We start from the raw sequence: 23,546 nt of genomic DNA, 5'->3' as shown, positions 1-23,546 counted from the left end.
GATTGACCCCATGGCCGACGGCACCTCGTTCTACATCACCACGCCCATCTTCTACGTCAACGACGCCCCGCACATCGGGCACGCCTACACGGAGGTGGCCGCGGACGTCCTCGCGCGCTGGCACCGTCAGGCCGGCGACCGCACCTGGTTCCTGACCGGGACCGACGAGCACGGCCAGAAGATCCTGCGCACGGCGACCGCGAACGGCGTGACGCCGAAGGAGTGGGCCGACAAGCTCGTCAGCGAGTCCTGGTACCCGCTGCTCGACACGATCGACATCTCGAACGACGACTTCATCCGCACGACGGACGAACGGCACGAGCAGAACGTCCAGCTCTTCCTCCAGCGTCTGTACGACGCCGGCTTCATCTACACCGGTGAGTTCGAGGGGTACTACTGCGTCGGCTGTGAGGAGTACAAGCAGGAGAGCGACCTCGTGCAGGGCACCGGCGAGTACGTCGGGCAGCTCGTGTGCGCGATCCACTCGAAGCCGGTCGAACTGCTCCAGGAGAGCAACTACTTCTTCCGCATGAGCGACTTCGCCGAGCGCCTGCTGGCCCTCTACGAGGAGCGACCGGAGTTCGTGCAGCCGGAGTCGGCGCGCAACGAGGTCATCCAGTTCGTGCGCCAGGGGCTCAAGGACCTGTCCATCTCCCGCTCGACCTTCGACTGGGGCATCAAGGTCCCGTGGGACGAGAGCCACGTCGTCTACGTGTGGTTCGACGCCCTGCTCAACTACATCACCGCCGCCGGGTACGGCTCCGACGAGGAGGCGTTCGCCGAGCGCTGGCCCGCCACGCAGATCGTCGGCAAGGACATCCTGCGGTTCCACGCGGTCATCTGGCCGGCGATGCTCATGGCCGCCGGGCTCGAGGTCCCGAAGCGGGTCTTCGGTCACGGCTGGCTGCTCGTCGGCGGCGAGAAGATGTCGAAGTCGAAGCTCACCGGTATCGCACCGAGTGAGATCACCGACACCTTCGGCTCCGACGCGTTCCGCTACTACTTCATGCGCGCCATCGCCTTCGGGCAGGACGGTTCGTTCAGCTGGGAGGACCTCTCCGCGCGGTACCAGGCGGAGCTCGCGAACGGCTTCGGCAATCTCGCGTCGCGCGTGCTCGCCATGGTGACGCGGTACTTCGAGGGCGTCGTGCCGGCGAGCGGTCCTGCCGAACCGGCCGACGTGGCCATCCAGGAGACGGTCGCCCGGGCTGCTGCGGACGCCGACGCCGCGATCGAGCGCCTCGCCATCCAGGACGCGCTCGCGGCCATCTGGCGGATCGTCGACGAGCTGAACGGCTACATCACCGAGCAGGAGCCGTGGGCGCTCGCGAAGGACGAGGCCAAGCGGGAGCGGCTCGGCACCGTGCTCGCCACGGCGGTCGAGGGCCTGCGCGCCCTGTCGGTCCTGCTCCACCCCTTCGTCCCGAAGGCGACCACCAAGCTGTGGTCCGCCCTCGGCGCCGAAGCCGCCCTCGGCGAGCTCGGGGCACAGCGCATCGGCGATGTCGGCACCTGGGGGCAGCTGCCCGCCGGCACCTCGGTGGCAGGGCTCGAGCCCCTGTTCCCGCGGATCGAGGCCGTCGCCGAATGAGCGGGGGCGTCGCGCCGGATCCGGCCGCCACACCGCACCTGCGGCAGCGCGAAGCGGGGGAGCGGAAGCAGCTGAGCTACCCTGAGGCACCTGAGGCGCTGCCGGTCGCGGTCTACGACAACCACACGCACCTCGAGCACGCCGACGGCGACGCCCCGCTGACCCCGTCGGAGCACTTGGACCGCGCGGGCTCCGTCGGGGTCCAAGGCATCGTGCAGGTCGGCACCGACGTCGAGACCTCCCGTTGGTCGGCGGCGATCGCCGCTCGTGACCCCCGTGTGCTCGCGGCGGTCGCGATCCATCCCAACGACGCGCCGGACCTCGACCGCGCGGGCACCCTGGACGAGGCGCTGGCCGAGATCGACCGTCTGGCGGCGGAGCCCCGTGTGCGCGCCGTCGGCGAGACCGGCCTCGACTTCTTCCGCACCGAGGAGGACGGCCGAGCGGCGCAGTTCGCGTCGTTCGAAGCGCACATCGCCATCGCGAAGCGCCACGGTGTCGCGCTGCAGATCCACGATCGCGACGCCCACGACCAGGTCGTCGAGACGCTCCTGCGGGTGGGCGCCCCGGAACGCACCGTCTTCCACTGTTTCTCGGGCGGCCCGGAGCTCGCGGAGCTGTGCGCCGAGCACGGCTGGTACGCCTCCTTCGCCGGTACGGTGACGTTCAAGAACGCCGCACCGCTGCGTGAGGCGCTCGCGATCATGCCCCGCGAGCTGATCATGGTCGAGACCGACGCGCCCTACCTCACGCCCGCCCCGTTCCGCGGTCGGCCGAACGCGCCGTACCTCCTCCCGTACACGGTGCGCGGCATGGCCGAGCACCTGGGTGAGGACGTCGCAGCGTTCGCGACGCAGCTCGCGACGAACACCGAGCGCGTCTACGGCTCCTGGGCCGACTGAGCGTCTGAGCTCCTCACCGAGCCTCGCGCCCGTCGCCCGACGAGGACCGGCTCCCCGATCAGGGATACTGGAGGGATGACCGCCTCCGTCGCCCTGCTCGGCCCCGCCGAGATCCGAGATCTCGCCACCCTGCTGGACGTGACGCCGACGAAGAAGCTCGGTCAGAACTTCGTCATCGACGCGAACACCGTCCGCAAGATCGTGTCGGTCGCGCACGTCGCTCCGGGCGACGTCGTCGTCGAGATCGGCCCTGGACTCGGCTCGTTGACCCTCGGCCTGCTCGAGGCCGACGCGAGCGTCGTCGCCGTCGAGATCGACGGTCGGCTCGCCAAGCAGCTGCCGCTCACCGTGGGGGAGATGGCACCGGGCATGATCGACCGGTTGTCGGTCGTCCACGAGGACGCGATGCGCATCGAGGAACTCCCGGCGCAGCCCAACCGACTCGTCGCCAACCTGCCGTACAACATCTCCGTGCCCGTCCTCCTGCACTTCCTGGAGCACTTCACCTCGCTGACGGCCGGTGTCGTCATGGTGCAGGCCGAGGTCGGCTACCGACTCGCCGCCGTCCCTGGCAGCAAGGTCTACGGCGCCCCGAGCGCGAAGGCCGCCTGGTACGGCGCGTGGCGTATCGCCGGCCAGGTGAGCCGGCAGGTGTTCTGGCCCATCCCGAACGTCGACTCCGTGCTCGTCGGATTCGAGCGACGAAGCGACGTCATCGGCACCGAGGAGGAGCGCATCAAGACCTTCGCGCTCATCGACGCGGCGTTCCAGCAGCGTCGGAAGATGCTCCGGCAGGCACTCGGGAGCGTCCTCGGCAGCTCCCAGGCCGCGACGGAGCAGATGGAGGCCGCCGGGGTGAAGCCGACGGCGCGCGGCGAGGAGCTCACGGTCCACGACTTCCTGTCGATCGTGCGTGCGGGACGATAACGTTGGCGCATGACCGCTGATGCTCGATTCCCGCTGAACGTCCCCGACATCCACCGCCCGTACGCTGCGGCGGACGACCGCTACGCGCGGAACGACTACCGCCAGGTCGGCACCTCGGGCCTCTTCCTCCCGCCGATCTCGCTCGGCCTCTGGTACAACTTCGGCGACAACCGGCCGTTCGACGGGCAGCGCGCGCTGCTGCGCCACGCGTTCGACCACGGCATCACCCACTTCGACCTCGCGAACAACTACGGCCCGCCCTACGGTTCCGCCGAGACGAACTTCGGTCGCATGATGCGCGAGGACTTCGGTCCGTACCGCAACGAGCTCATCATCTCCTCGAAGGCCGGTTACGACTTCTGGCCAGGCCCGTACGGCAACTTCGGTTCGAAGAAGTACCTGACCGCGAGCCTCGACGAGTCGCTCGAGCGGATGGGTCTCGACTACGTCGACATCTTCTACTCGCACCGGGTCGACGAGGTCACGCCCATCGAGGAGACCGTGGGCGCGCTCGACGCGATCGTGCGCTCCGGCAAGGCCCTGTACGTCGGCATCTCCTCGTACTCGGCCGAGCGGACCGCCGCCGCGCACGCCGTCGCTCGCGAGCTCGGCACGCCGCTCGTGATCCACCAGCCGTCGTACTCGATCCTCAACCGCTGGGTCGAGGACGGCCTCACCGAGGTGCTGACCGAGACCGGCCTCGGCGCGATCGCCTTCGTGCCACTCGCGCAGGGCCTGCTCACCGACAAGTACCTCGGCGACGGCCCGGCCGAACGTGCGACGAACCGTCCCTCCCTGCCCGACCGCCAGGTGAGCGAGGAGATGGCGACCCGCCTCCGGTCCCTCAACGACATCGCCGTGGAGCGTGGCCAGACCCTCGCGCAGATGTCGCTCGCCTGGGTCCTGAACAACCCCGCGATCACCTCCGCCCTCATCGGTGCCTCCCGCCCCGAGCAGCTCGACGAGAACCTGGCGGCGCTCGACGGCCCTGCGTTCACGACCGAGGAGCTCGAGGAGATCGACCGACTCGCGGAGGGCGCCGACGTCAACATCTGGGCGGACTCCTCCGACAAGTGACGCGGTCTGAGGCGCCTGCTCGATCGACTAACTTGGAACAATGACCACCGAGGCCATCCTCAAGCACGTCCACGTGCGAGCACCGGGGAAGATCAACGTCTTCCTCAAAGTCGGCGAAGTGATGGACGACGGCTACCACGACGTCGCGACCGCGTACCAGGCGATCTCCTTGTACGAGGACGTGCACGCGTACCCGGCCGACGACTTCAGCGTGTCGTTCTCCGGCTCGGTGGACGTTTCGGGTGTGCCGACCGACACGAGCAACCTCGCCATCCGCGCCGCGAAGGCCCTCGCGCGCCGGACGGGGTACCGCGGCGGTGTCCGGCTCGAGATCGAGAAGCACGTCCCGGTCGCCGGCGGGATGGGCGGCGGCTCAGCCGACGCGGCGGCCACGCTGCTCGCCTGTGACGCCCTCTGGGGGACCGAACGCAGCCGCGACGACCTCCTGGCGCTGGCGGCGCGCCTCGGCGCGGACGTTCCCTTCGCGCTGCTCGGCGGCACCGCGGTCGGCACCGGCCGCGGCGACCAACTGAGCAGTGCGTTGGCCAAGGGGCAGTTCGAGTGGGTGCTCGCCCTCGCCGACTTCGGGATGTCGACCCCGCAGGTCTACCAGGAGCTCGACGCCCACCGGGCGCGGCACATCCTCGACATCTCGCCGTCCGGTCGTCAGCCGACGGTCGACGCCGCGGTGCTCCAGGCATTGCGGGCGGGCGACGCCCACCTCCTCGGCGAGGTCCTCTACAACGACCTGCAGGCCGCCGCGCTGCAGCTGCGCCCGGTGCTGGGCGAGGTGCTCGAGTTCGGCGACTCGCAGGGCGCCCTCGGCAGCCTCGTCTCCGGCTCCGGGCCGACGATCGCCTTCCTGGCGGCCGACACCGACGACGCCGTCGAACTGCAGGTGACGCTCGCCTCGTCCGGGCTGAAGGTCATCCGAGCCCACGGACCGGTCCACGGCGCCCGCATCGTCTCGCAGAGCTGAGACACGGCCCGCACGAACGAAGCAGCCCCGGTCGGAGATCCGACCGGGGCTGCTGTCCGAGGTGGTGCGGTTCAGGCAGCGACGCCGCGCACGCGGAGCGAGTTCTCGATGATCGTGAGCCCCTCCATGCCGGGGAGCTTCGCGATGTGCCCGTCGATGCGGCGCACCTCGGCCAGGCCGTCCTCGTCGCCGAAGAGGTGTCCCATGACGTGCGTGACCTCGGAGTCGGGCATGACGCCGGAACCGACGGGGCCCCACACCTTGCGGAGGAGGAACCGGGTGAGTCGACGTGCGCTCTTCGACGACTCCAGGCGTGCCCTGGCCTGGCTCGCGTAGAACGCCACGTGACGGGTCTCCTGCTTCGCGATCCGCTTGAGGAGGACCGAGAGCACCGGGTGCCGCTCCAACTGTGCGAGGCGGGTGTACGCGGCGGTCGCGGACCACTCGTTCGCCGCGCCCCAGCTCATGTGCACCGCGATGAAGTCGGTGCCCACGAGGTTGCCGAGGATCGACTGCTTGATGGGGTCGAGGCGGTCCTTCCAGCCGAGCTTCAGGCGCGTCGCCTTGAGCTCGTCGAAGTCGACCGTGATGTCGTGGGCGGCGAGGACGGCGGCGAGCGCCTCCCCGTGCCAGAACTCCTCACGGTTCCACATCGTCATGAACGCGCCGACCTCGTCGTCCTCGTGGGACGGCGTCATGAGCATGTCGCGCAGGTAGCAGACCGTGTGGTACTCGATGTCGCACATGTAGCGCAGGCTGCGCAGGGTGGAAGCGGGGAGCGGGTTCGTCTTGAACTCGTCGAAGTCGAGGTCGCTCCAGTTCACCGAGACACTCGTCTCGGTGAACTTGTCGATGTCAAACGCCATGTGCGGTGGGGCGGTCGGGGATCGTGTCCTCGGCCGTCCGCTCTCCTCTCGGCTGTGCGGGGCGCGGTGCGCGGGTCAGTTCGTCTTCGGAGCGGACGCCTCCGGTGGTTCGTGCCCATTCTCGCACCGTCCACCGCCCGGCCTGCGCCAGCTTGTACAGGGTGTGGTCGGGGTTGACGGCGACCGGGTTCCCGACCAGCTGCAGCCAGGCGGCGTCCGCATGGGAGTCGCCGTAGCCGTAGGAGTGCGCGAGGTCCATGCCGTGCTGCTCGGCGTACTGGGTGAGCCAGGCGCCGCGCGCTTCGTCGACGAGCGGCGGGCTGTCGAGGTAGCCCGTGAGGCGTCCGTTCTCAGCGTGCATCGCCCCGGCCACGACCTCGTCGAAGAACGGCTCGAGCGGAGCCGTCATGAGGTCGATGGTGCCGGTGACGAGGATCGTCCGGTGACCGGCTGCCCGGTGCGCGGCGATCTGCTCGAGCGCCTGGGGGAGGAGGCGGGACCGGACGGCCTTGCCGAAGCCGCCCCGGACGATCTTCTCGAGCTGCGCCACGTCGACGCCCTCGTAGCGACGCATGAACGTGCGGATGAACTCGCCGCGGTCGCGGAGTTCAGCACCGATGTACCCCGGCATGGACGCGCCGAGTGCAGCGATCTCGATGGGCCAGCGCGACCGCGAGGTCGCGGCGAGCCGCAGCCAGAGGTACTGCTCGATGAGGTTCCAGGCGAGCACCGTGCCCTCGAGGTCGAACACCGCGAGGACGTCGTCGCGCACGGGCAGGATCTTCTGCTGCTTTGCGGCGCCCGCCTTGCGGTTGGCGAAGGCACGGGTCAGGGTCGTGACGGCGGGGAAGTGGATGCGCTGGAAGTAGTCGTCCCAGTCGATCGTGGTGACGTCGAACCCGCGATCAGCCTGCTGCTCGGGCGTCAGCGAGGCGTGCAGAGCACGGGTGCGCTGGTCGTCGAAGACGATCTCGCTCTGCACGTAGGAGCGGTAGAGCCCGGTGAAGTCGCGGAGTGAGCCGAGGTCGCTCGACGCCTTGCGGATCCGGTCCTGCCACCCGCGGGTGGTCGCGTTCGCCGGCAGGTGGGAGACGACCCGGCCGGCCGCCGTCGTCGCCTTCTGCCGCCGGTCGATGGAGCGCTCGATGGCGCGCCCGCCGGGGAAGTTCCAGGTCGGCACGCTGATGTCGCCGGCGTCGGCCGGGATCGGGTGCTCGGTGAAGTAGCTGTGCACGTTCGCGTACATCTTGTGGAACGGCAGCGGGTTGCTGGCTCCTGAGCTCACGTGGAAGTAGCGCGCCGCAGCCGGCTCCGGCGGGGTCTGCGCAGCAGCGAGGATCGCGTTGACGACGAAGTCGACGGGGATGATGTCGAGCACGCTGTCGGGGAGGCCCGGGAAGTCGGGCAGCTGCCCGCGGCCGTAGGCGATGATCAGCGGGTCGGCGACCTTGTAGCCGTCGATCCAGCCGGGGAAGGGGTGCGCGAGCGCGCTCTCGATGATCGAGGGGCGCACGACGGACAGTCGGTTGCCCTCGCCGGCCCAGCGCTCTTCGGCGACCCGCTCGGCCATGGCCTTCGTGAAGGTGTAGACGTCGGTCCAGCCGAGGCTCTCGGCGCGTGCGCGGCCGTGGGCGACGAGTCGGGCGTCGACCCAGGCGATGCGTGCGGCCTCGGCGGCGTTCGAGACGGCCTGGGGGCCGGCCTTGCCGTGCTCGCGGCGGGCGGTCTGCATGAGCTTGCGCAGGACCTCCGGACGACGGGACGACTCCTCGGTGCGGACGCGCGCCGAGCGGGCTGCCTCGGCCTCGACGCGCCAGTCGGCGTCGTGCGCGAGGCTGCGTTCCGGCTGGATGCCCTTCCGGGTGCCACCGACGTAGGCGGTGGAGACGTGGACGACGTGCGGGGTCGCGCCGCTCTTCGCGAGCGCCGCGTACAGCGTGGTCGCTCCGCCGACGTTCGTGGCGAAGGCCTCGTCGATCGGCGGGTCGAAGGAGACGGTCGACGCGCTGTGGATGACGACGTCGAGGTCGGCCGGCAGTGCCATCTCGTCGAGGCCACCCTCGATCACGCTGACGCGTTCGGCCACGATCGCCGCAGCGGCTTCGGCGCCGACGCGTTCGCGCCAGGCCTTGAACACCGGCTTGCGGAGCAGGGTCTGGAGACGGTCGCTTCCGCGCACCGACCCCTTCTTCCGGATGAGCAGGCTGACACGGGTGGTCGGGTGATCGGCGAGCAGGCGCTCGAGCACCGCCTGACCGAGGAAACCGGTTCCGCCGGTGACGAGCACGTGCGCGCCGTCGAGGGCGTTCGGGGCGGTGGCGGGCTGCTCAGCGGCGGGCTGCTGAGCCTCGGGCTGCTGAGCCTCGGGCTCCTGCGTGTCGGGCTGCTCGGCGTCTGGCGTGGGGGTGTCGGTCATCGGTTCTCCTCGAGGCTGCCGCGGCGTCCGCGGCGGGCAAGTCTTGCGGCGAGATGGAGGCCCGACTGACCGGGCAGCGCGTCGATCGACGCGTCGATGCCGAGGACGGCGGGGTCGCTCCAGGTGGCGGTACTGCGGAACACGAGCGCGGCGAACCGTGCCGTCTGTCGGGGGCCGTTCGCATCGGAGCCGGTGGGCCACACGGCGTTCCGGATGCGGCGACGGGTGATGCCCTGCGCACGGGGCGACGCGGCGAGGCGGTCGCTCGCTTGTGCGGTGAAGAATTCGAGGTGCCTGGCCTTCGTCTCGAGGATCTCGTCGACGAGGCGGTCGAGCACGGGGTGCGGTTCGCGCTCGCGCACCGTGCGGTACGCCGCGTGGGTGATGAGGTCGTCGATCGTCCCGATCGTCATGTGCCAGGCGATGATGTCCTCGCCGAGCACGTTCGCGATGAGGGCCTGGCCGATGGGCGCGAAGCGGTCGCGCACGCCGTGGACGGTGCGGCGGAGACCCGTTGAACGCGTCTTGTCGCGCGGGGTCCCGTTCGCCTTGAGCACGGTGTCGAGGGTGTCGGTGATCCAGTACTTCTCGTACGCCCAGGTGATGAGGAACGCGGTGACCCGGGCGTCCTTGTGGGTGGGGGTGACGAGCACTCCGCGGAGGTACTGCATGGTCGCGCGCTCGATGTCCGACAGGGCCCGGAGGAGCGCGACCGTCTCAGCACTCAGCGGCGTTTCGGCGAATGCCTCGGCGTCGATCTCCTTGCGACGACTGCCGACGGCGGACTTCGCGTAGTCGCGGACGCTGAACCCGTGGGCAGGCCGCAGCATGGCGCTCTCCTGCTCCGCGTCCTCGAGGGCTGCGGGTGCTGTTCCGCGCGGCGAATCCCGGTTCACCATGGCGTCTCCGTTCCGTGACGATCCGACCTCATCACTGTAGCTTGCAACGATACGCAACGCGTAGCGTATTCTGATCCCCATGGCTACAGCTCTCGTCACCGGTGGGACGTCCGGCATCGGTGCCGCGTTCGCCACGGCGCTCGCCGGACGGGGCTTCGACCTGGTGCTCGTCGCCCGTGATGTCGAGCGGCTCGAGCGATCGGCCGAGCGACTGCGCGCGACCGGTCGCACCGCCGAGGTGATCAGTGCCGACCTCTCGGACCGTGCCGACGTCGCGAGACTCGCCGCACGGATCGAGGACCAGGCGTCGCCGATCGAGGTCGTCGTGAACAACGCCGGGTTCGGCGTGCACGCCCGCCTCACCGATCCCGACACGAGCGAGCTCGACAACGCGATCGAGGTCATGTGCCGGAGCGTCACCACCCTCTCGGGCGCCGCGGCCCGCGCCATGCGGGAACGCGGACGCGGCACCATCATCAACGTCTCGAGCACGGCGGGGTACATCACCACCGGCGGCTACTCCGCGGTGAAGGCGTTCGTCACCACCTACACCGAGGCGCTCGCCGTCGAGCTCGCCGGCTCGGGTGTCCGCGTGACGGCCCTGTGCCCCGGATGGGTCCGCACCGAGTTCCACGATCGGGCCGGCATCAGCACCCGCTCGATCCCGTCGGGTCTGTGGATCGATGTGGACCGGCTCGTCGCCGACGCCCTCCGCGACGCCGGGAGGGGGGTCGTCGTCTCCATCCCGAGCTTCCGCTTCAAAGCCCTCATGGCCCTCGTCAAGTTCGCGCCCCGTGCGTCCATCCGGTGGATCTCCGGCCGGATGTCCTCGAGCCGTCGAGCCGCCAACGCCGCCCAGTCAGGAGCCCGCCGATGACCGCAGAGCCGCGGTTCACCTCCTCCCTCCACGCCAACGCGCGCTTCGTCGCCCAGCGTCTGCTGCTGAAGCCCCTCGTGTGGTCGCTGACCCGCGTGACGGTGACGGGTCGCGAGCGCCTGTCGGGCGTGACCGGGCCGTACATCGTCGTCGCCAACCACCAGTCGCACCTCGACGCACCGCTCGTCGTCGGGGCCATGCCTCGTCGGCTGTCGCGCTACCTCGCCGCCGGCGTGGCGGCCGACTACTTCTTCGACGTCCCCGCCCGTCGGATCTTCGCCGCGCTCTTCTTCAACGCCTTCCCGGTGGACCGCTCGGGCGACCGCAAGCGTGCAGGCGTGTCTCGGCAGCTGCTCGAGAGCGGCGTCCCGATCCTGATCTTCCCCGAGGGCGGCCGGTCGCGGACGGGCGAGCTCGGCCGGTTCAAGCCCGGTGCCGCGGCACTCGCCACCCGCCAGGGCATCCCCTGCCTCCCGGTGGCCGTCCTCGGCACCCACTCCGCCATGCCGAAGGGTCGCAACTGGCCCATCCCCGGACGACCGCCGGTGCGCGTCGTCTTCGGGCAACCGATCCACCCGCAGCCGAACGAGACGCCCGTCCAGCTCATGGACCGCGTCGTCGCCGAGATCGTCGCGCTGCGCGCCTCGGTCGAGCCGGGAGCACACGTTTCGATCGACACACCACGAAAGGAAGCCGGATGACGTCTGTGGAGCACATGAAGTGGTGGGGCTGGGGAGTCGAAGGGGTCGCCTTCGAGCACAGCAACAAGCCGGACTTCGCGCCGTTCGTGAAGCAGGCCGTCGGTCTCGACCTCCGGAAGCCGGCGCAGGCCCACCTCAGCTTCGACGAGCTCACCGTCCCCGCATCGCGCGCGTCCGAGGAGTTCATCGCCGAGCTCTCGACGCTCGTCGGTCAGGGTCACGTGACCACGGACGACCAGGAGCGCGTCGTCCACACCTACGGCAAGAGCATCCGCGACCTGCTGCGGATCCGCGCGAACGACCTGCCCCGCACGCCCGACCTCGTCGTGTACCCGGCTGACGAGGCCGAGGTCGCGTCGGTCGTCGCTGCAGCCGTCGCCGCAGACGCCGTGATCATCCCGTTCGGCGGTGGCACCAACATCGCCGGATCGCTCGACCCCCAGCCGACGGAGGAGCGGGTCATCATCTCGCTCGACCTCGGTCGGCTCGACCGCGTCCTGTCGATCGACGAGGGCTCCGGTCTCGCCACCATCCAGGCCGGTGCGCAGGGCCCCTCGATCGAGGAGCAGCTCGGCGCCAAGGGCTGGACGATGGGCCACTTCCCCGACAGCTTCACGCACTCCACGCTCGGCGGATGGGTCGCGACCCGCTCCTCGGGCATGCAGTCCGACAAGTACGGCGACATCGCCGACATCACCAAGGGTCTGCGGATGGTGCGCCCGAACGGCATCGTGGCGATCCGCCCCGTCCCGAGCGCGTCGACCGGACCGAGCGTCCGCGAGATGATCATCGGCAGCGAGGGTCGACTCGGCATCATCACCGAGGTCACCGTGCAGGTCCACCGGACGCCGGCCGTCCGCGAGGTCCTCGGCTACTTCTTCCCCACCTGGGAGGCAGGGCTCGCGGCGATGCACGAGATCGCGGAGAGCGACGCCAGCCCCTCGGTCACCCGGGTGTCGAACGCCCGGGAGAGCGGCTTCTCGCTCGCGACCCGCAAGGCCAGCACCGGCGTCTCGGCGCAGGTCACCAAGGGGCTCATGAAGGTGCTCACGGCCAGGGGTTGGGACCTCGAGCAGCTGTGCCTCTCCTTCATCGGCTACGAGGGCAGCGCGTCGCACGTGCGATACGAGAAGGGCCTCGTCGGCTCGATCGTCCGGAAGCACGGCGGCATCGGCGTCGGCAAGGGCCCCGGCGCCCTCTACGACCAGAAGAAGTTCGACACCCCGTACCTGCGCGACTTCCTCCTCGACCGCGGAGCCGCGGCGGACGTCTCGGAGACCGCAGCGCCCTGGTCGCGCCTGCAGGAGGTCTACGACGCCGCGAACGACGCCGCCAACGCCGCGTACGACAAGCTCGGGGTGCACGGATGGATCATGTGCCACCTCTCGCACTCGTACCACTCCGGCGCGTGCCTGTACTTCACGTTCGCGTTCATCACCGGCGACGACCCGATCGGCGAGTATGAGCAGGTCAAATCGGCGATCCAGCAGTCCTTCGTCGACCACGGTGGCACCCTCTCGCACCACCACGCGGTCGGCGTCGAGCACTCGCCGTGGATGGAGCAGGACATCTCGACCGAGGGCGTCGCGATCATGCGCGGCCTCTTCGACAGCGCGGACCCCGGCTCGAACTTCAACCCCGGCAAGATCCTCGCGGACTGAGCCCGGTCGCTGAGTGGTCCTCCGGTCCTGAGTGATTCCTCCGGTTTCTGAGTCGCTTCTCCGGTCCCTGAGCCGTTTCTCCGGTCCCTGAGCCTGTCGAAGGGCGGGCTCAGGGCCCGAGCCGACCCGATCGCACCGCAGTCGCCGGCAGCCGGACGATGAGTGCACCAGGGTCGACGGTCAGCCGGGCCGCAGAGACCAGGCCGATCCCGTCGCCGTCGGCCTGGAACTCGGCGGGCGGTGAGACCGTCACGTCGATGCGTCGTACGCGCAGGTAGCGGAGCGCACCTCCGGCGGAACCGGCCGTCTCGACGGCACTCGGCTGCACGCGGCGGCCCCGCGTCCGTCTGCCCTTGGAGAACCGGGCGACGGGATTGTTCGCGCGGTGCAGCCAGCGCGTGACACGGACCCCGTCCCACCCTTCGAGGGAGCGCACCATGAGGACGTCGAGCACACCGTCGTCCAGGAGGGCGTCGGGCAGGACGTCGAGGCCCGCTGAGACGGTGCCGCAGTTCCCGACGAACATCGTGTGCGTCCGTCCGCTCCGGATCGGTCCGCCGTCCTCCTTCCAGGAGACGCGGGGCCGATCGCGCCGGAAGAGTCCGCGGATGATCGGGACGACGTAGGCGATCCAGCCGAAGCGGCGCTTGAGCACCGGGTCGGCGTAGGCCACCATGTCCGCGTCGACACCGAAGCCCGACATGACGAGGAACGGGGTGCTGCGCCGGACGCGCTCGGGGTTCCGGTACTCGATCAGGCCGACGTCGACGCTGCGGTCCTCGCCGATGAACGCGGCCCGCACCGCGGCGACCGTGTCGATCGGGATCCCGGCGTTCCGCGCGAAGAGGTTCGCGGTACCGACGGGGACGACGGCGAACGGCGTCCGGGTGTGACGCATCGCCCCGGCCACCTCGCGGACCGTCCCGTCACCGCCGGCGGCGATCACGAGCGCCGCACCGCCCCCGAGCGCCTCCGCGACCTGGTCGACCGCGGTCGACCGCTCGCGGGTCGGGATCCAGCTGGTCGGGCCCCAGCCGGCCTCGGCGGCTGCGGCGTCGACGAGCCTCGTCACGCGCTCGAGCTGGATGCGCGTCGGGTTGTAGATCACCGCAGCGTGCGGCGGGGTGCTGCCTCGCCTCATGCGGCCAGTGCCGGCCAGAGGACGGACAGGACCTGTTCCGCCCAGTCGTCGTCCATGTCGGCGCCGCGGACGAGCTGTCCGAGGACCGCGCCGAGGAGCAGGGTCGCGACGAGCCGGCCGTCGAGTCCGGGCTTCAGATCGCCGGTGGAGATCCGTTCGTCGACCAGGTTGGACAGCGCGCGCGCCCGGTTCCTCGTGAGGTCGCGGAGCAGCGTCGAGAACTCCGGGTCGTCCTGGAGCAGGATCGACGCGATCGTGCCCCGGCCCACCACGTCCTCGATCATCGCCCGGGCTTCGTGGAGCAGCCAGGTGAAGGTGTCGTAGGTCGAGAGGTTCTCGGGGATCTCGACCGGAGTCTCCATGGCGCGGGCGACGGCCGCCGTAAGCAGCTCCGAGCGGTTGCGGTACCGCCGGTAGATCGTCGTCTTCGCCACGCCGGTGGTCTCCGCGACCGCCTCGATGTTGACGGCGACCGAGCCACGCGAGCGCATGAGGTCGAGGGCTGCGTCGAGGATGCGGTCGCTCATCTGCTGAGCGCGGGAGACGCGTCGGGAGACGGGCACCGACCAACCTCCTCCGCGCGACGCCGGAGTCCGGTCGGATCGGTCCATTGCGCTACGCCCACCGTAGCGCAATGGACTGGGCGCGCATAGGGACGGCCCCGGTGACGGTCCGGTCGTCAGTCCCAGCGAGGGTCGTCCGGGTCGGGGGAGTCCTCGCCGTCGGCGTCGGTCATGATCGTCGCGCCGTCGATCCAGGCCGTCAGGGCGTCACCGTGCAGCTGCTCGGGGGCGGGAGCGCCGAAGAGCTGCGGGTGCGTCACGGCCGCGAGCGGTGCGTCGCTCGCGAAGACGACGACGTTGCCGAGTGGCCCCTCGTCGTCGACCGGATCGAAGTCGAGGACGACGGCGACGTGGGCGAACACGGCTCGCAGCGTCGCCGCCTGGCGTCGCGAGTAGTCGAACGGGCTGCCGTCGAGCAGGTTCACCGCGATCACGCCGTCGTCCGCCGAGCGCGCCGCCACGCGGCGGTAGAACTCGAGGCTCGCGACCCGACGGTGGATCACCGCCGCATCCCAGAGGTCGACGACGGTCACCTTCGCGTCCCGCCACGCTGTGACGTCCGCGCCGGTGGCGGCGGCTTCGTCGATCGGCTCGTCCGCGACGGCCCTGGCGTCACCGAAGCGGACCTCGACCCGATGACCGTCCGGGAGCGGCAGCGCCTCCAGCATCCCGGTGAACAGCTCCGGTTCGAACTCGACGACGAGCTGCGGCGATCCCGGACGCGTCGCCTGGACGTAGCGGGGGAGCGTCAGCGCTCCGGCTCCGAGGTGGACGACGAAGAGCTCCTCGCCCGCCGGGGCCTCGGCGTCGATCACTCGTGCGATGTGCCGGATGTACGGGTACTCGAGCGAGCGGGGATCCACGAGGGAGACCACCGACTGCGGGATGTCGTCGACGCTGAGTTCGTAGCGCAGCGTCCGCTTGTCGAGGAGGGTGATCCGGGCGTCGCGACAGCCGAACGGCAGTCGGCGGGAACGGGAGAACAGAGGCACCCGTGCAGCCTACGGTGCACGGGCGGTGCTCGACGCCCGGGCCCGGTATCGTTGACCGGATATGGCACACCTTCTCGGCGCTGAAGCGCTCCACCTCGAGTACCCGACCAAGGTCGTCTTCGACGGCATCACGATCGGGGTGAACGAGGGCGACCGCATCGGTATCGTCGGCCGCAACGGCGACGGCAAGTCCACGCTCCTCGGCCTCCTCGCCGGCCGCAAGGAGCCCGACTCCGGCCGCGTGACGGTGCGCAACGGCGTCACGGTCGGCGTGCTCGACCAGTCCGACACCCTCGACCACGACAAGACCGTCGGGCAGACCATCGTCGGCGGCTTCGACGAGCACGAGTGGGCGGGCGACCCGAAGGTCCGCGACGTCATCTCCGGCCTCGCCTCCGACATCGCGTGGGACGCCCTCGTCGCCGACCTCAGCGGTGGGCAGCGTCGCCGGGTCGCGCTCGCCGCCCTGCTCGTGGGCGACCACGACATCCTCTTCCTCGACGAGCCCACGAACCACCTCGACGTCGAGGGCATCACCTGGCTCGCGCAGCACCTGAACCGCCGCTGGTCGAAGAACTCCGGCGGCCTGCTCGTCGTGACCCACGACCGGTGGTTCCTCGACGCCATCTGCACGGCCACGTGGGAGGTGCACGACCGCATCGTCGAACCCTTCGAAGGCGGGTACGCGGCCTACGTCCTGCAGCGCGTCGAGCGCGATCGCTCCGCCGCGGTCTCCGAGGCCAAGCGCCAGAACCTCATGAAGAAGGAGCTCGCCTGGCTGCGCCGCGGCGCTCCCGCCCGGACGGCCAAGCCGAAGTTCCGGATCGAGGCCGCCAACGCGCTCATCGCCGACGAGCCGCCCGTGCGCAACACGGTCGAGCTGGCCGGCATGGCGACCGCCCGCCTGGGCAAGGACGTCGTTGACATCCTCGACGTCACCGTGTCCTACGGCGACCGGACAATCATCAAGGACGTCGAGTGGCGCATCGCCCCGGGCGAGCGCACCGGCATCCTCGGCGTGAACGGCGCCGGCAAGTCCACCCTGCTCGGGCTCGTCACGGGCGAGGTCGAAGCGACCGAGGGTCGTGTCAAGCGCGGCAAGACCGTCCAGGTCGCGACACTCACGCAACAGCTCGACGAGCTCGCCGAGTACGAGCAGGACCGCGTGAGCGACGTCATCGGGCGGAAGCGCACGAGCTACGTCGCCGGTGGCAAGGAGATGACCCCGGGGCAGCTGCTCGAACGCCTCGGCTTCACGAGCGCTCAGCTCTCCACCCCCGTGAAGGACCTCTCGGGTGGTCAGCGCCGCCGCCTGCAGCTCCTGCTCATCCTCCTCGACGAGCCGAACGTCCTCGTGCTCGACGAACCGACCAACGACCTCGACACCGACATGCTCGCCGCCATGGAGGACCTCCTCGACTCGTGGCCGGGCACGCTGCTCGTCGTCTCGCACGACCGGTACTTCCTCGAGCGGGTGACCGACCAGCAGTACGCGATCATGGACGGCCACTTCCGGCACCTGCCCGGCGGCATCGACCAGTATCTGGAGCTCAACGCCGGGACGGCCGGCAGTCGCTCGCAGGAGCACGACCGACCGACGGCTTCCGGCGGTGGCCCGACCAAGAAGACGCCGAAGCTGAGCGGTGCGGAGCTCCGGAACGCGCAGCAGGAGATCAAGGCGATCGACCGCAAGCTCCACAAGCTCAACGGCCAGATCGAGCAGGCCCACGAGAAGGTCGCGGTCCACGACCAGAGCGACTTCGCCGGGATCACCGCGCTCGGTGCCAAGATCCAGGCCATGTACGGCGAGATCGCCGACCTCGAAGTCCGCTGGCTGGAGCTCTCCGAGCTCGTCGAGTAGCCCACTCGGCGCACGCCGATCCGTCGATCGTCGCTCTGTTCCGAAGTGTTACGCACCGGTTCGTCATCCCTGCTAGGCCGACGTACCGTCGAATCAGCGTCCACCGGCGCGCACCACCCGAAAGAGGAATCACAGCAATGACCTTCTCGAAGAAGCTTCTGGCCGGACTGGCCATCATCCCCGCCCTCGCGCTCCTCGCCGGATGCGCCGGCGGCGCAGGCTCAGGCGCCGCCGCCGAAGACAAGGGCACCGAGGCGAACCCCGTCAAGATCGGTGTCGTCGGCGCGAGCGACCCCTACTGGGAGACGTACAAGGAGGCCGCCGAGAAGGAGGGCATCTTCGTCGACATCGTCGACTTCGGCGAGTACACGCAGCCGAACCCGGCGCTCACCGAGGGCGAGATCGACCTCAACCAGTTCCAGCACATCGTCTACCTCGCGCAGTACAACGAGGCCTCCGGTGAGGACCTCACGCCCATCGGCTCGACGGCGATCTACCCTCTCGGCCTCTACTCGACCAAGGTCGACAGCGTCAAGGACATCAAGAAGGGCGACACGATCGCCATCCCGAACGACGAGAGCAACCAGGCTCGTGCGCTCCTCGTCCTGCAGTCCGCAGGCCTGCTGGAGCTGAAGGACGGCGGCAACATCTTCTCGACGCCCGACGACATCATCGCCGACAAGTCGAAGGTCACCGTCACCTCGCTCGAGGCCTCGCTGACGCCGACCTCGCTGCCTGACGTCACCGGCGCGATCATCAACAACGACTTCATCAACGACTCCGGTCTGAAGGCGTCCGACGCGATCGCGGAGGACGACCCGTCCGACCCGAACGCGCTGCCGTACGTCAACATCTTCGCCGCGAAGGCCGCCGACGCCGACAACGAGACGTACGCGAAGCTCGTGAAGATCTACCAGGACACGAAGTCCGTCGTCGACGGCGTCGTGGAGAACTCCGGCGGTACCGCGGTTCCGCTGAAGACCCCGGTCAAGGACCTCGTGAAGTCGCTCGAGACCGTCCAGAAGGACATCAAGGCCAAGGGCTGATCCGGCGTTCAGCGCGTTCCTGTGGGAGGCTGTCATCCGCTCCCACAGGAACGCTTCGTCGTTCCACCGCCTCCTGATCACCCGACACACCGAGGACACCCCCATGCCACTCGTCAGCCTCCGAGACGTCGCCAAGCGCTACCCGTCTCCGCAGAAGGGCGCCGCGCCGATCGCCGCGATCGACGGCGTCGACCTCGACATCGAGGCCGGTGACGTCTTCGGGATCATCGGCTACTCGGGAGCCGGGAAGTCGACGCTCGTCCGCCTCATCAACGCGCTCGAGCCCGCGACGTCGGGGAGCATCGTCGTCGACGGCACCGAGGTGACGACGCTCTCGGAGCGCGGCCTCCGCGACCTCCGCCTCGGCATCGGGATGATCTTCCAGCAGTTCAACCTCTTCAACTCCAAGTCGGTGCGGAAGAACATCGCGTACCCGCTCGAGGTCGCCGGACGTCCCCGCGCGGAGATCCGCACCCGCGTCGACGAGCTGCTGAAATTCGTCGGGCTGGCCGACAAGGCCGACAACTACCCCGACCAGCTCTCCGGTGGGCAGAAGCAGCGCGTCGGCATCGCTCGCGCGCTCGCGACCTCGCCCCGGATCCTGCTCGCGGACGAGGCGACGAGCGCCCTCGACCCCGAGACCACGCAGGAGGTCCTCGCGCTGCTCAAGCAGGTGAACCGCGATCTCGGCGTGACCATCGTCGTGATCACCCACGAGATGGAGGTGATCCAGTCGCTCGCGACGAAGGTCGCCGTCATGGAGCGCGGCAAGGTCATCGAACAGGGCGACGTCTTCGAGGTGTTCTCCGACCCGCAGCACGCCGCGTCCAAGCGCTTCGTGTCGACGGTCATCAAGGGCGTCCCGTCACCGGCCGAGCTGTCGGTGCTCAAGGAACGACACGTCGGGCGCATCGTCACCCTGTCCTTCCGCGACGGCGACGCCTCGCAGGCGGGCGTCTTCCTCACGCTCGCGCAGGCGGGCGTCGACTTCGAGCTCGTGTACGGCGGGATCAACGACATCCAGGGTCGCGCATTCGGCCACCTGACGCTCGCCCTCCGCGGCGACGACCAGACGATCGACGGAGCGCTGACCGCCATCGGATCCCAAGCGACCGTGACGGAGGTGCGCTGACATGGACGCACTGATCGATCTGCTCCCGAAGCTCGGCGACGCGACCGTCGAGACCCTCTACCTCGTGTCCTTCAGCCTGCTCTTCGGTGGGATCGCCGGACTCGTCGTCGGCACCGGGCTCTACGTGACGCGGCCCGGCAACCTGTACTCGCACCCGGTGCTCTACGGCGTGCTCAACGTGATCGTGAACATCTTCCGGCCGATCCCGTTCATCATCTTCCTCGCGGCCGCCCAGCCGCTCTCACGACTCGTGATCGGCACCGGCATCGGTGCGAACGCCTTCATCTTCATCATCTCCCTGGCGGCGACCTTCGGCATCAGCCGGATCGTCGAGCAGAACCTGCTGACGGTGTCGCCCGGTGTCATCGAGGCCTCGCGTGCCGCGGGAGCGAGCCGGCTCCGGACGCTGCTGAGCATCGTCCTCCCGGAGGCGCTCGGTCCGCTGATCCTCGGCTACACCTTCGTGTTCGTGGTCATCGTCGACATGTCGGCGGTCGCGGGCTTCATCGGCGGCGGTGGGCTCGGTGCCTTCGCGATCCAGTACGGCTTCCGCCAGTTCGAGCCGGTCGTGACGTGGGCCGCGGTGATCATCATCATCCTGCTCGTGCAGCTCATCCAGTTCTTCGGCAACTGGCTGGCCCGGAAGATCCTCCGCCGCTAGCTAGTCGAAATCGAGGCTGAGCTTCCGCAGGAGGACGGTCAGCCGGGCCTGTTCGGTCGAGCTCAGGCCGTCGAGCAGGTCCGCCTCGGCGTCGACGAGGCGCGTGATGGCCGCGTCGACCGTGTTGAGTCCCGCGTTCGTCATCTGCACGAGGATGCCACGGCCGTCGTTGGGGTCGCCCTGGCGTTCCACGAGTCCGCGCTCGACGAGGCGGTCGATGCGGTTCGTCATCGTGCCGCTCGAGACGAGCGTCTGAAGGAGGAGGGCCTTCGGACTCAGCCGGTAGGGGGAGCCGGCGCGCCGGAGTGCCGCGAGGACGTCGAACTCCCACGGCTCCAGGTTCGACCGGGTGAAGGCCGCCCGACGGGCCCGGTCGAGGTGGCGTGACAGCCGGGCGACACGGGAGAGGATCTGGAGGGGCGAGAAGTCGAGGTCCGGGCGCTCGCGGTTCCAAGCGTCGACGATCCGGTCGACCTCATCGGTGCTAGCTGGCATCCCACCATTATCGAGGCACGGACGCCGGTCAGCCTGAATCGGGCGACGGGTGCTGAATCGATGGTCGTCCATCCATGGCAGAATTGACCACGCTCCGCCGTCTCGCGGGGTGGTCCGCCATAGTGTAACGGCAGCACGGCAGCCTTTGGAGCTGTTCGGTCCAGGTTCGAATCCTGGTGGCGGAGCGACCGATCACCGACCGGGCGAGTGCCCGGACCGAGGGGGAGCACACGTGACCGACGACCGTCTGGCCATCATCATCCTGGCCGCTGGCCAGGGAACCCGCATGAAGTCGGCGCTGCCGAAACTCCTGCACCCACTCGGCGGCGTGCCGATCGTCGGGCACGTGCTGGCGACCGCCCGCTCGCTCGACGCCGGGCACGTCATCGCCGTGGTCCGCCACGAGCGCGACCGCCTCGTCGAGGCCATCGAGTCGGAGCTCCCCGGTGCGACCATCGTCGACCAGGACGAGGTGCCCGGCACCGGTCGCGCGGTGGAGCAGGCGCTCCTGGCACTGCCCGACGACTTCGACGGTGACGTCCTCGTGGTCAACGGCGACGTCCCGCTGCTGAACGCCGCCACGCTCACCACGCTCATCGAACGCCACCGCAACCACGACGTCGCGGCGACGATCCTCTCGGCCATGCCCGACGACGCGACCGGCTACGGACGCATCATCCGCACCGAGGCCGGCGCCCTCGACTACATCGTCGAGCAGAAGGACGCGACCGACGCCGAGCGGGCCGTCAACGAGATCAACGCCGGGGTCTACCTCTTCGGTGTGAGCCAGCTCCGCGACGCCCTCGCCGAGGTCACCACCGACAACGCCCAGGGGGAGAAGTACCTCACGGACGTCATCGGCCTCCTGCGACGCGCGGGCTCCGAGGTCTCTGCGCTCCCCGTGAGCGACTCCTGGCTGGTCGAGGGCATCAACGACCGCGCCCAGCTGAGCGCCGCCGCGGCCAAACTGAACGCCCTCCTCGTGCGCGCCTGGCAGCTCGCCGGCGTGACCGTCCAGGACCCGGCCACGACGTGGATCGACATCAAGGCGCGGCTGCACGCCGACGTCACCCTGCTTCCCGGGACGCAGATCCTCGGCGCGACGGTCGTCGAGTCCGGTGCGACGATCGGTCCGGACACCACGCTCATCGACACCGAGGTCGGCGCTGGCGCGCGCGTCCGCCGCACGGACGCGACGCTGTCGGTCATCGGTGCCGGCGCCGAGGTCGGGCCGTTCGCCTACCTGCGACCCGGCACGGTGCTCGGCGAGCGCGGCAAGATCGGCACCTTCGTGGAGACGAAGAACGCGCAGATCGGCGAGGGCAGCAAGGTCCCGCACCTCAGCTACATCGGCGACACCGAGATCGGCGTCGAGTCGAACGTCGGTGCCGGCACGATCACCTCGAACTACGACGGCGTGCACAAGCACCGCACGACCATCGGATCGCACGTCCGCACCGGCGCGCACAACACGCTCGTCGCCCCGGTCAGTGTCGGGGACGGTGCCTACTCCGGCGCCGGCACCGTCATCCGCAAGGACGTCCCGGCGGGTGCGCTCGCCCTGACGGTCGCGCAGCAGCGGAACGTCGAGGGCTGGGTCGAGCAGAAGCGCCCGGGCACGGCGTCTGCGACGGCAGCCGGCGCCGCCTCGGCGGCACCGACCGCGGATGCCGTGTCGGACGACGCGGCTGCGGCTGGTAACGTCGACTCGTGAGTGAGGCCGGAGGACTCCGGCAGAAGGCAGGGTCTGTGTCAGGCATCACGGCGGACAACAAGAAGCAGCTGGTCCTCGTCTCCGGACGAGCCCACCCGGAGCTCGCCGAGGCGATCGCGGCGGAGCTCGACTCCGAGCTCCTCCCCACCGATGCCAGGACCTTCGCCAACGGCGAGATCTACGCCCGGTACGACGAGAGCATCCGCGGCACCGACGTCTTCGTCATCCAGTCGCACACCGCTCCGATCAACGAGTGGCTCATGGAGCAGCTCATCATGGTCGACGCGGCCAAGCGCGCGAGTGCCAAGCGCATCACCGTTGTCGCCCCGTTCTACCCGTACGCGCGCCAGGACAAGAAGGGTCGCGGACGCGAGCCCATCTCCGCCCGCCTCGTCGCCGACCTCTTCAAGGCCGCCGGTGCCGACCGCATCATGTCGGTCGACCTCCACGCCGCGCAGATCCAGGGCTTCTTCGACGGTCCCGTCGACCACCTCTTCGCCATGCCGGTCCTCCTCGAGCACTTCCGCGCGAAGCTCGACCCGTCGACGCTGACGGTCGTCTCGCCCGACATGGGCCGCGTCCGCGTGGCCGACATCTGGAGCGACAAGCTCGGCGCACCGCTCGCCATCATCCACAAGCGCCGCGACCCGCTGGTCCCCAACCAGGTCAGCGTCCACGAGATCGTCGGCCAGGTCGAGGGTCGGGTCTGCCTGCTCGTCGACGACCTGATCGACACCGGACGCACGATCGTCAAGGCTGCCGAGGCACTCAAGAACGCCGGCGCGATCGGCGTCGTCGTCGCGGCCACCCACGCGGTGTTCTCCGACCCGGCGGTGGAGCTCCTGCAGAGCGACGCCATCGACTCGGTCGTCGTCACCGACACTCTCCCGGTCGACGAGGCCAAGCGCTTCGACAAGCTGACCGTCCTCTCGATCGCGCCGCTCATCGCCCGTGCGATCCACGAGGTCTTCGACGACGGCTCCGTGACGAGCATGTTCGACGGCGCCGCGTAGCCCGTCACCTTCCGCTGGTACGCAGAACGCCC

General features: G+C 69.5%; 21 protein-coding genes and 1 tRNA gene. 15 read left to right on the top strand and 7 right to left on the bottom strand.

What is annotated here, in order from left to right; genetic code table 11:
• Window positions 1–10 precede the first annotated feature (10 nt).
• The 5 genes from metG to A4X17_RS15155 all read left to right on the top strand — a co-directional run bounded on the left by metG (window position 11) and on the right by A4X17_RS15155 (window position 5,476).
• Window positions 11–1,591, top strand: a complete 1,581-nt coding sequence (metG, locus tag A4X17_RS15175) for a methionine--tRNA ligase (RefSeq protein ID WP_064296497.1) — start codon at window positions 11–13, stop codon at window positions 1,589–1,591.
• A complete protein-coding gene (locus tag A4X17_RS15170; protein WP_064296496.1) occupies window positions 1,588–2,493 on the top strand; it encodes a TatD family hydrolase in 906 nt (301 codons plus the stop codon). The genes metG and A4X17_RS15170 overlap by 4 nt, the downstream gene beginning before the upstream one ends.
• A gap of 75 nt (window positions 2,494–2,568) precedes the next feature.
• Window positions 2,569–3,420, top strand: a complete 852-nt coding sequence (gene rsmA, locus A4X17_RS15165; protein WP_064296495.1) for a 16S rRNA (adenine(1518)-N(6)/adenine(1519)-N(6))-dimethyltransferase RsmA — start codon at window positions 2,569–2,571, stop codon at window positions 3,418–3,420.
• Between the two features lie 9 nt (window positions 3,421–3,429).
• Window positions 3,430–4,497: an L-glyceraldehyde 3-phosphate reductase gene (gene mgrA, locus A4X17_RS15160; RefSeq protein WP_064296494.1), complete on the top strand. Its 1,068-nt coding sequence runs from the start codon at window positions 3,430–3,432 to the stop codon at window positions 4,495–4,497.
• 40 nt (window positions 4,498–4,537) lie between these two features.
• Window positions 4,538–5,476 carry a 4-(cytidine 5'-diphospho)-2-C-methyl-D-erythritol kinase gene (locus tag A4X17_RS15155; RefSeq protein ID WP_064296493.1) on the top strand — a complete coding sequence of 313 codons (939 nt, stop codon included), beginning with the start codon at window positions 4,538–4,540 and terminating at the stop codon, window positions 5,474–5,476.
• Window positions 5,477–5,547: 71 nt separating this feature from the next.
• Here the strand turns inward: A4X17_RS15155 and A4X17_RS15150 are convergent, their stop codons facing one another.
• The 3 genes from A4X17_RS15150 to A4X17_RS15140 are packed head-to-tail and all read right to left on the bottom strand — an operon-like array spanning window position 5,548 to window position 9,657.
• On the bottom strand, window positions 5,548–6,342 hold the full coding sequence (locus A4X17_RS15150; protein WP_056007527.1) for a hypothetical protein: 795 nt from the start codon (window positions 6,340–6,342) through the stop codon (window positions 5,548–5,550).
• On the bottom strand, window positions 6,332–8,758 hold the full coding sequence (locus tag A4X17_RS15145; RefSeq protein ID WP_082916211.1) for an SDR family oxidoreductase: 2,427 nt from the start codon (window positions 8,756–8,758) through the stop codon (window positions 6,332–6,334). The genes A4X17_RS15150 and A4X17_RS15145 overlap by 11 nt, the downstream gene beginning before the upstream one ends.
• Window positions 8,755–9,657 (bottom strand): hypothetical protein, encoded by a 903-nt coding sequence (locus A4X17_RS15140; protein WP_064296492.1) that lies wholly within the window; start codon window positions 9,655–9,657, stop codon window positions 8,755–8,757. The genes A4X17_RS15145 and A4X17_RS15140 overlap by 4 nt, the downstream gene beginning before the upstream one ends.
• A 79-nt stretch (window positions 9,658–9,736) precedes the next feature.
• On the opposite strand from A4X17_RS15140, the gene A4X17_RS15135 reads away from it, so the two are divergent.
• Genes A4X17_RS15135 through A4X17_RS15125 form a run of 3 tightly spaced genes read left to right on the top strand, consistent with a single transcriptional unit; the run spans window position 9,737 to window position 12,896 of the window.
• On the top strand, window positions 9,737–10,534 hold the full coding sequence (locus tag A4X17_RS15135; protein WP_064296491.1) for an SDR family oxidoreductase: 798 nt from the start codon (window positions 9,737–9,739) through the stop codon (window positions 10,532–10,534).
• Entirely contained in the window at window positions 10,531–11,235 is a 705-nt protein-coding gene (locus A4X17_RS15130) for a 1-acyl-sn-glycerol-3-phosphate acyltransferase (RefSeq protein WP_064296490.1), read from the top strand. The genes A4X17_RS15135 and A4X17_RS15130 overlap by 4 nt, the downstream gene beginning before the upstream one ends.
• Window positions 11,232–12,896 carry an FAD-binding oxidoreductase gene (locus A4X17_RS15125; protein WP_064296489.1) on the top strand — a complete coding sequence of 555 codons (1,665 nt, stop codon included), beginning with the start codon at window positions 11,232–11,234 and terminating at the stop codon, window positions 12,894–12,896. The genes A4X17_RS15130 and A4X17_RS15125 overlap by 4 nt, the downstream gene beginning before the upstream one ends.
• A gap of 109 nt (window positions 12,897–13,005) precedes the next feature.
• Here A4X17_RS15125 and A4X17_RS15120 read toward each other — a convergent pair whose 3' ends face one another.
• The 3 genes from A4X17_RS15120 to A4X17_RS15110 all read right to left on the bottom strand — a co-directional run bounded on the left by A4X17_RS15120 (window position 13,006) and on the right by A4X17_RS15110 (window position 15,592).
• Window positions 13,006–14,037, bottom strand: coding sequence for a diacylglycerol kinase family protein (locus tag A4X17_RS15120; RefSeq protein WP_064296488.1), 1,032 nt, complete (start codon window positions 14,035–14,037; stop codon window positions 13,006–13,008).
• Window positions 14,034–14,600 carry a TetR/AcrR family transcriptional regulator gene (locus A4X17_RS15115; protein ID WP_121289883.1) on the bottom strand — a complete coding sequence of 189 codons (567 nt, stop codon included), beginning with the start codon at window positions 14,598–14,600 and terminating at the stop codon, window positions 14,034–14,036. Before A4X17_RS15115 ends, A4X17_RS15120 begins: the two co-directional genes overlap by 4 nt.
• Before the next feature lie 116 nt (window positions 14,601–14,716).
• Complete coding sequence (locus A4X17_RS15110; protein ID WP_064296487.1) at window positions 14,717–15,592, bottom strand: spermidine synthase; 876 nt, start codon at window positions 15,590–15,592, stop codon at window positions 14,717–14,719.
• A 61-nt stretch (window positions 15,593–15,653) separates the two neighbouring features.
• Between A4X17_RS15110 and A4X17_RS15105 the strand changes: the two genes are divergently transcribed.
• The 4 genes from A4X17_RS15105 to A4X17_RS15090 all read left to right on the top strand — a co-directional run bounded on the left by A4X17_RS15105 (window position 15,654) and on the right by A4X17_RS15090 (window position 20,292).
• Window positions 15,654–17,453 carry an ABC-F family ATP-binding cassette domain-containing protein gene (locus tag A4X17_RS15105; protein ID WP_064296486.1) on the top strand — a complete coding sequence of 600 codons (1,800 nt, stop codon included), beginning with the start codon at window positions 15,654–15,656 and terminating at the stop codon, window positions 17,451–17,453.
• A 137-nt stretch (window positions 17,454–17,590) separates the two neighbouring features.
• Window positions 17,591–18,499 carry a MetQ/NlpA family ABC transporter substrate-binding protein gene (locus tag A4X17_RS15100; RefSeq protein WP_064296485.1) on the top strand — a complete coding sequence of 303 codons (909 nt, stop codon included), beginning with the start codon at window positions 17,591–17,593 and terminating at the stop codon, window positions 18,497–18,499.
• A gap of 103 nt (window positions 18,500–18,602) precedes the next feature.
• Complete coding sequence (locus A4X17_RS15095) at window positions 18,603–19,631, top strand: methionine ABC transporter ATP-binding protein (RefSeq protein ID WP_064296484.1); 1,029 nt, start codon at window positions 18,603–18,605, stop codon at window positions 19,629–19,631.
• 1 nt (window position 19,632) lies between these two features.
• Complete coding sequence (locus tag A4X17_RS15090; RefSeq protein ID WP_064296483.1) at window positions 19,633–20,292, top strand: methionine ABC transporter permease; 660 nt, start codon at window positions 19,633–19,635, stop codon at window positions 20,290–20,292.
• Here A4X17_RS15090 and A4X17_RS15085 read toward each other — a convergent pair whose 3' ends face one another.
• On the bottom strand, window positions 20,293–20,787 hold the full coding sequence (locus A4X17_RS15085; protein ID WP_064296482.1) for a MarR family winged helix-turn-helix transcriptional regulator: 495 nt from the start codon (window positions 20,785–20,787) through the stop codon (window positions 20,293–20,295). It lies immediately after the preceding gene.
• 113 nt (window positions 20,788–20,900) lie between these two features.
• On the opposite strand from A4X17_RS15085, the gene A4X17_RS15080 reads away from it, so the two are divergent.
• The 3 genes from A4X17_RS15080 to A4X17_RS15070 all read left to right on the top strand — a co-directional run bounded on the left by A4X17_RS15080 (window position 20,901) and on the right by A4X17_RS15070 (window position 23,514).
• A tRNA-Gln gene (locus A4X17_RS15080) sits at window positions 20,901–20,972 on the top strand.
• A 47-nt stretch (window positions 20,973–21,019) separates the two neighbouring features.
• A complete protein-coding gene (gene glmU / locus A4X17_RS15075) occupies window positions 21,020–22,501 on the top strand; it encodes a bifunctional UDP-N-acetylglucosamine diphosphorylase/glucosamine-1-phosphate N-acetyltransferase GlmU (protein WP_064296481.1) in 1,482 nt (493 codons plus the stop codon).
• 35 nt (window positions 22,502–22,536) lie between these two features.
• Complete coding sequence (locus tag A4X17_RS15070; protein ID WP_064296480.1) at window positions 22,537–23,514, top strand: ribose-phosphate diphosphokinase; 978 nt, start codon at window positions 22,537–22,539, stop codon at window positions 23,512–23,514.
• The last annotated feature ends 32 nt before the right edge of the window (window positions 23,515–23,546 follow it).

It is taken from the genome of Plantibacter sp. H53, from assembly GCF_001650455.1.
GTDB lineage: Bacteria > Actinomycetota > Actinomycetes > Actinomycetales > Microbacteriaceae > Plantibacter > Plantibacter flavus_A.
The sequence above is the reverse complement of the archived record's forward strand: the minus strand, read 5'-3'. Positions and strand labels throughout refer to the sequence as shown.

Bases quoted from the DNA above. Each gene is read 5' to 3' on its own strand.
- A4X17_RS15090 (WP_064296483.1), top strand. From the start codon at position 19,633: ATGGACGCACTGATCGATCTGCTCCCGAAGCTCGGCGACGCGACCGTC.
- A4X17_RS15100 (WP_064296485.1), top strand. From the start codon at position 17,591: ATGACCTTCTCGAAGAAGCTTCTGGCCGGACTGGCCATCATCCCCGCC.
- A4X17_RS15120 (WP_064296488.1), bottom strand. From the start codon at position 14,037: ATGAGGCGAGGCAGCACCCCGCCGCACGCTGCGGTGATCTACAACCCG.
- A4X17_RS15130 (WP_064296490.1), top strand. From the start codon at position 10,531: ATGACCGCAGAGCCGCGGTTCACCTCCTCCCTCCACGCCAACGCGCGC.
- metG (WP_064296497.1), top strand. From the start codon at position 11: ATGGCCGACGGCACCTCGTTCTACATCACCACGCCCATCTTCTACGTC.
- rsmA (WP_064296495.1), top strand. From the start codon at position 2,569: ATGACCGCCTCCGTCGCCCTGCTCGGCCCCGCCGAGATCCGAGATCTC.
- A4X17_RS15135 (WP_064296491.1), top strand. From the start codon at position 9,737: ATGGCTACAGCTCTCGTCACCGGTGGGACGTCCGGCATCGGTGCCGCG.
- A4X17_RS15125 (WP_064296489.1), top strand. From the start codon at position 11,232: ATGACGTCTGTGGAGCACATGAAGTGGTGGGGCTGGGGAGTCGAAGGG.
- A4X17_RS15095 (WP_064296484.1), top strand. From the start codon at position 18,603: ATGCCACTCGTCAGCCTCCGAGACGTCGCCAAGCGCTACCCGTCTCCG.
- A4X17_RS15170 (WP_064296496.1), top strand. From the start codon at position 1,588: ATGAGCGGGGGCGTCGCGCCGGATCCGGCCGCCACACCGCACCTGCGG.
- A4X17_RS15140 (WP_064296492.1), bottom strand. From the start codon at position 9,657: ATGGTGAACCGGGATTCGCCGCGCGGAACAGCACCCGCAGCCCTCGAG.
- A4X17_RS15085 (WP_064296482.1), bottom strand. From the start codon at position 20,787: ATGCCAGCTAGCACCGATGAGGTCGACCGGATCGTCGACGCTTGGAAC.
- A4X17_RS15155 (WP_064296493.1), top strand. From the start codon at position 4,538: ATGACCACCGAGGCCATCCTCAAGCACGTCCACGTGCGAGCACCGGGG.
- A4X17_RS15150 (WP_056007527.1), bottom strand. From the start codon at position 6,342: ATGGCGTTTGACATCGACAAGTTCACCGAGACGAGTGTCTCGGTGAAC.
- A4X17_RS15105 (WP_064296486.1), top strand. From the start codon at position 15,654: ATGGCACACCTTCTCGGCGCTGAAGCGCTCCACCTCGAGTACCCGACC.
- A4X17_RS15145 (WP_082916211.1), bottom strand. From the start codon at position 8,758: ATGACCGACACCCCCACGCCAGACGCCGAGCAGCCCGACACGCAGGAG.
- mgrA (WP_064296494.1), top strand. From the start codon at position 3,430: ATGACCGCTGATGCTCGATTCCCGCTGAACGTCCCCGACATCCACCGC.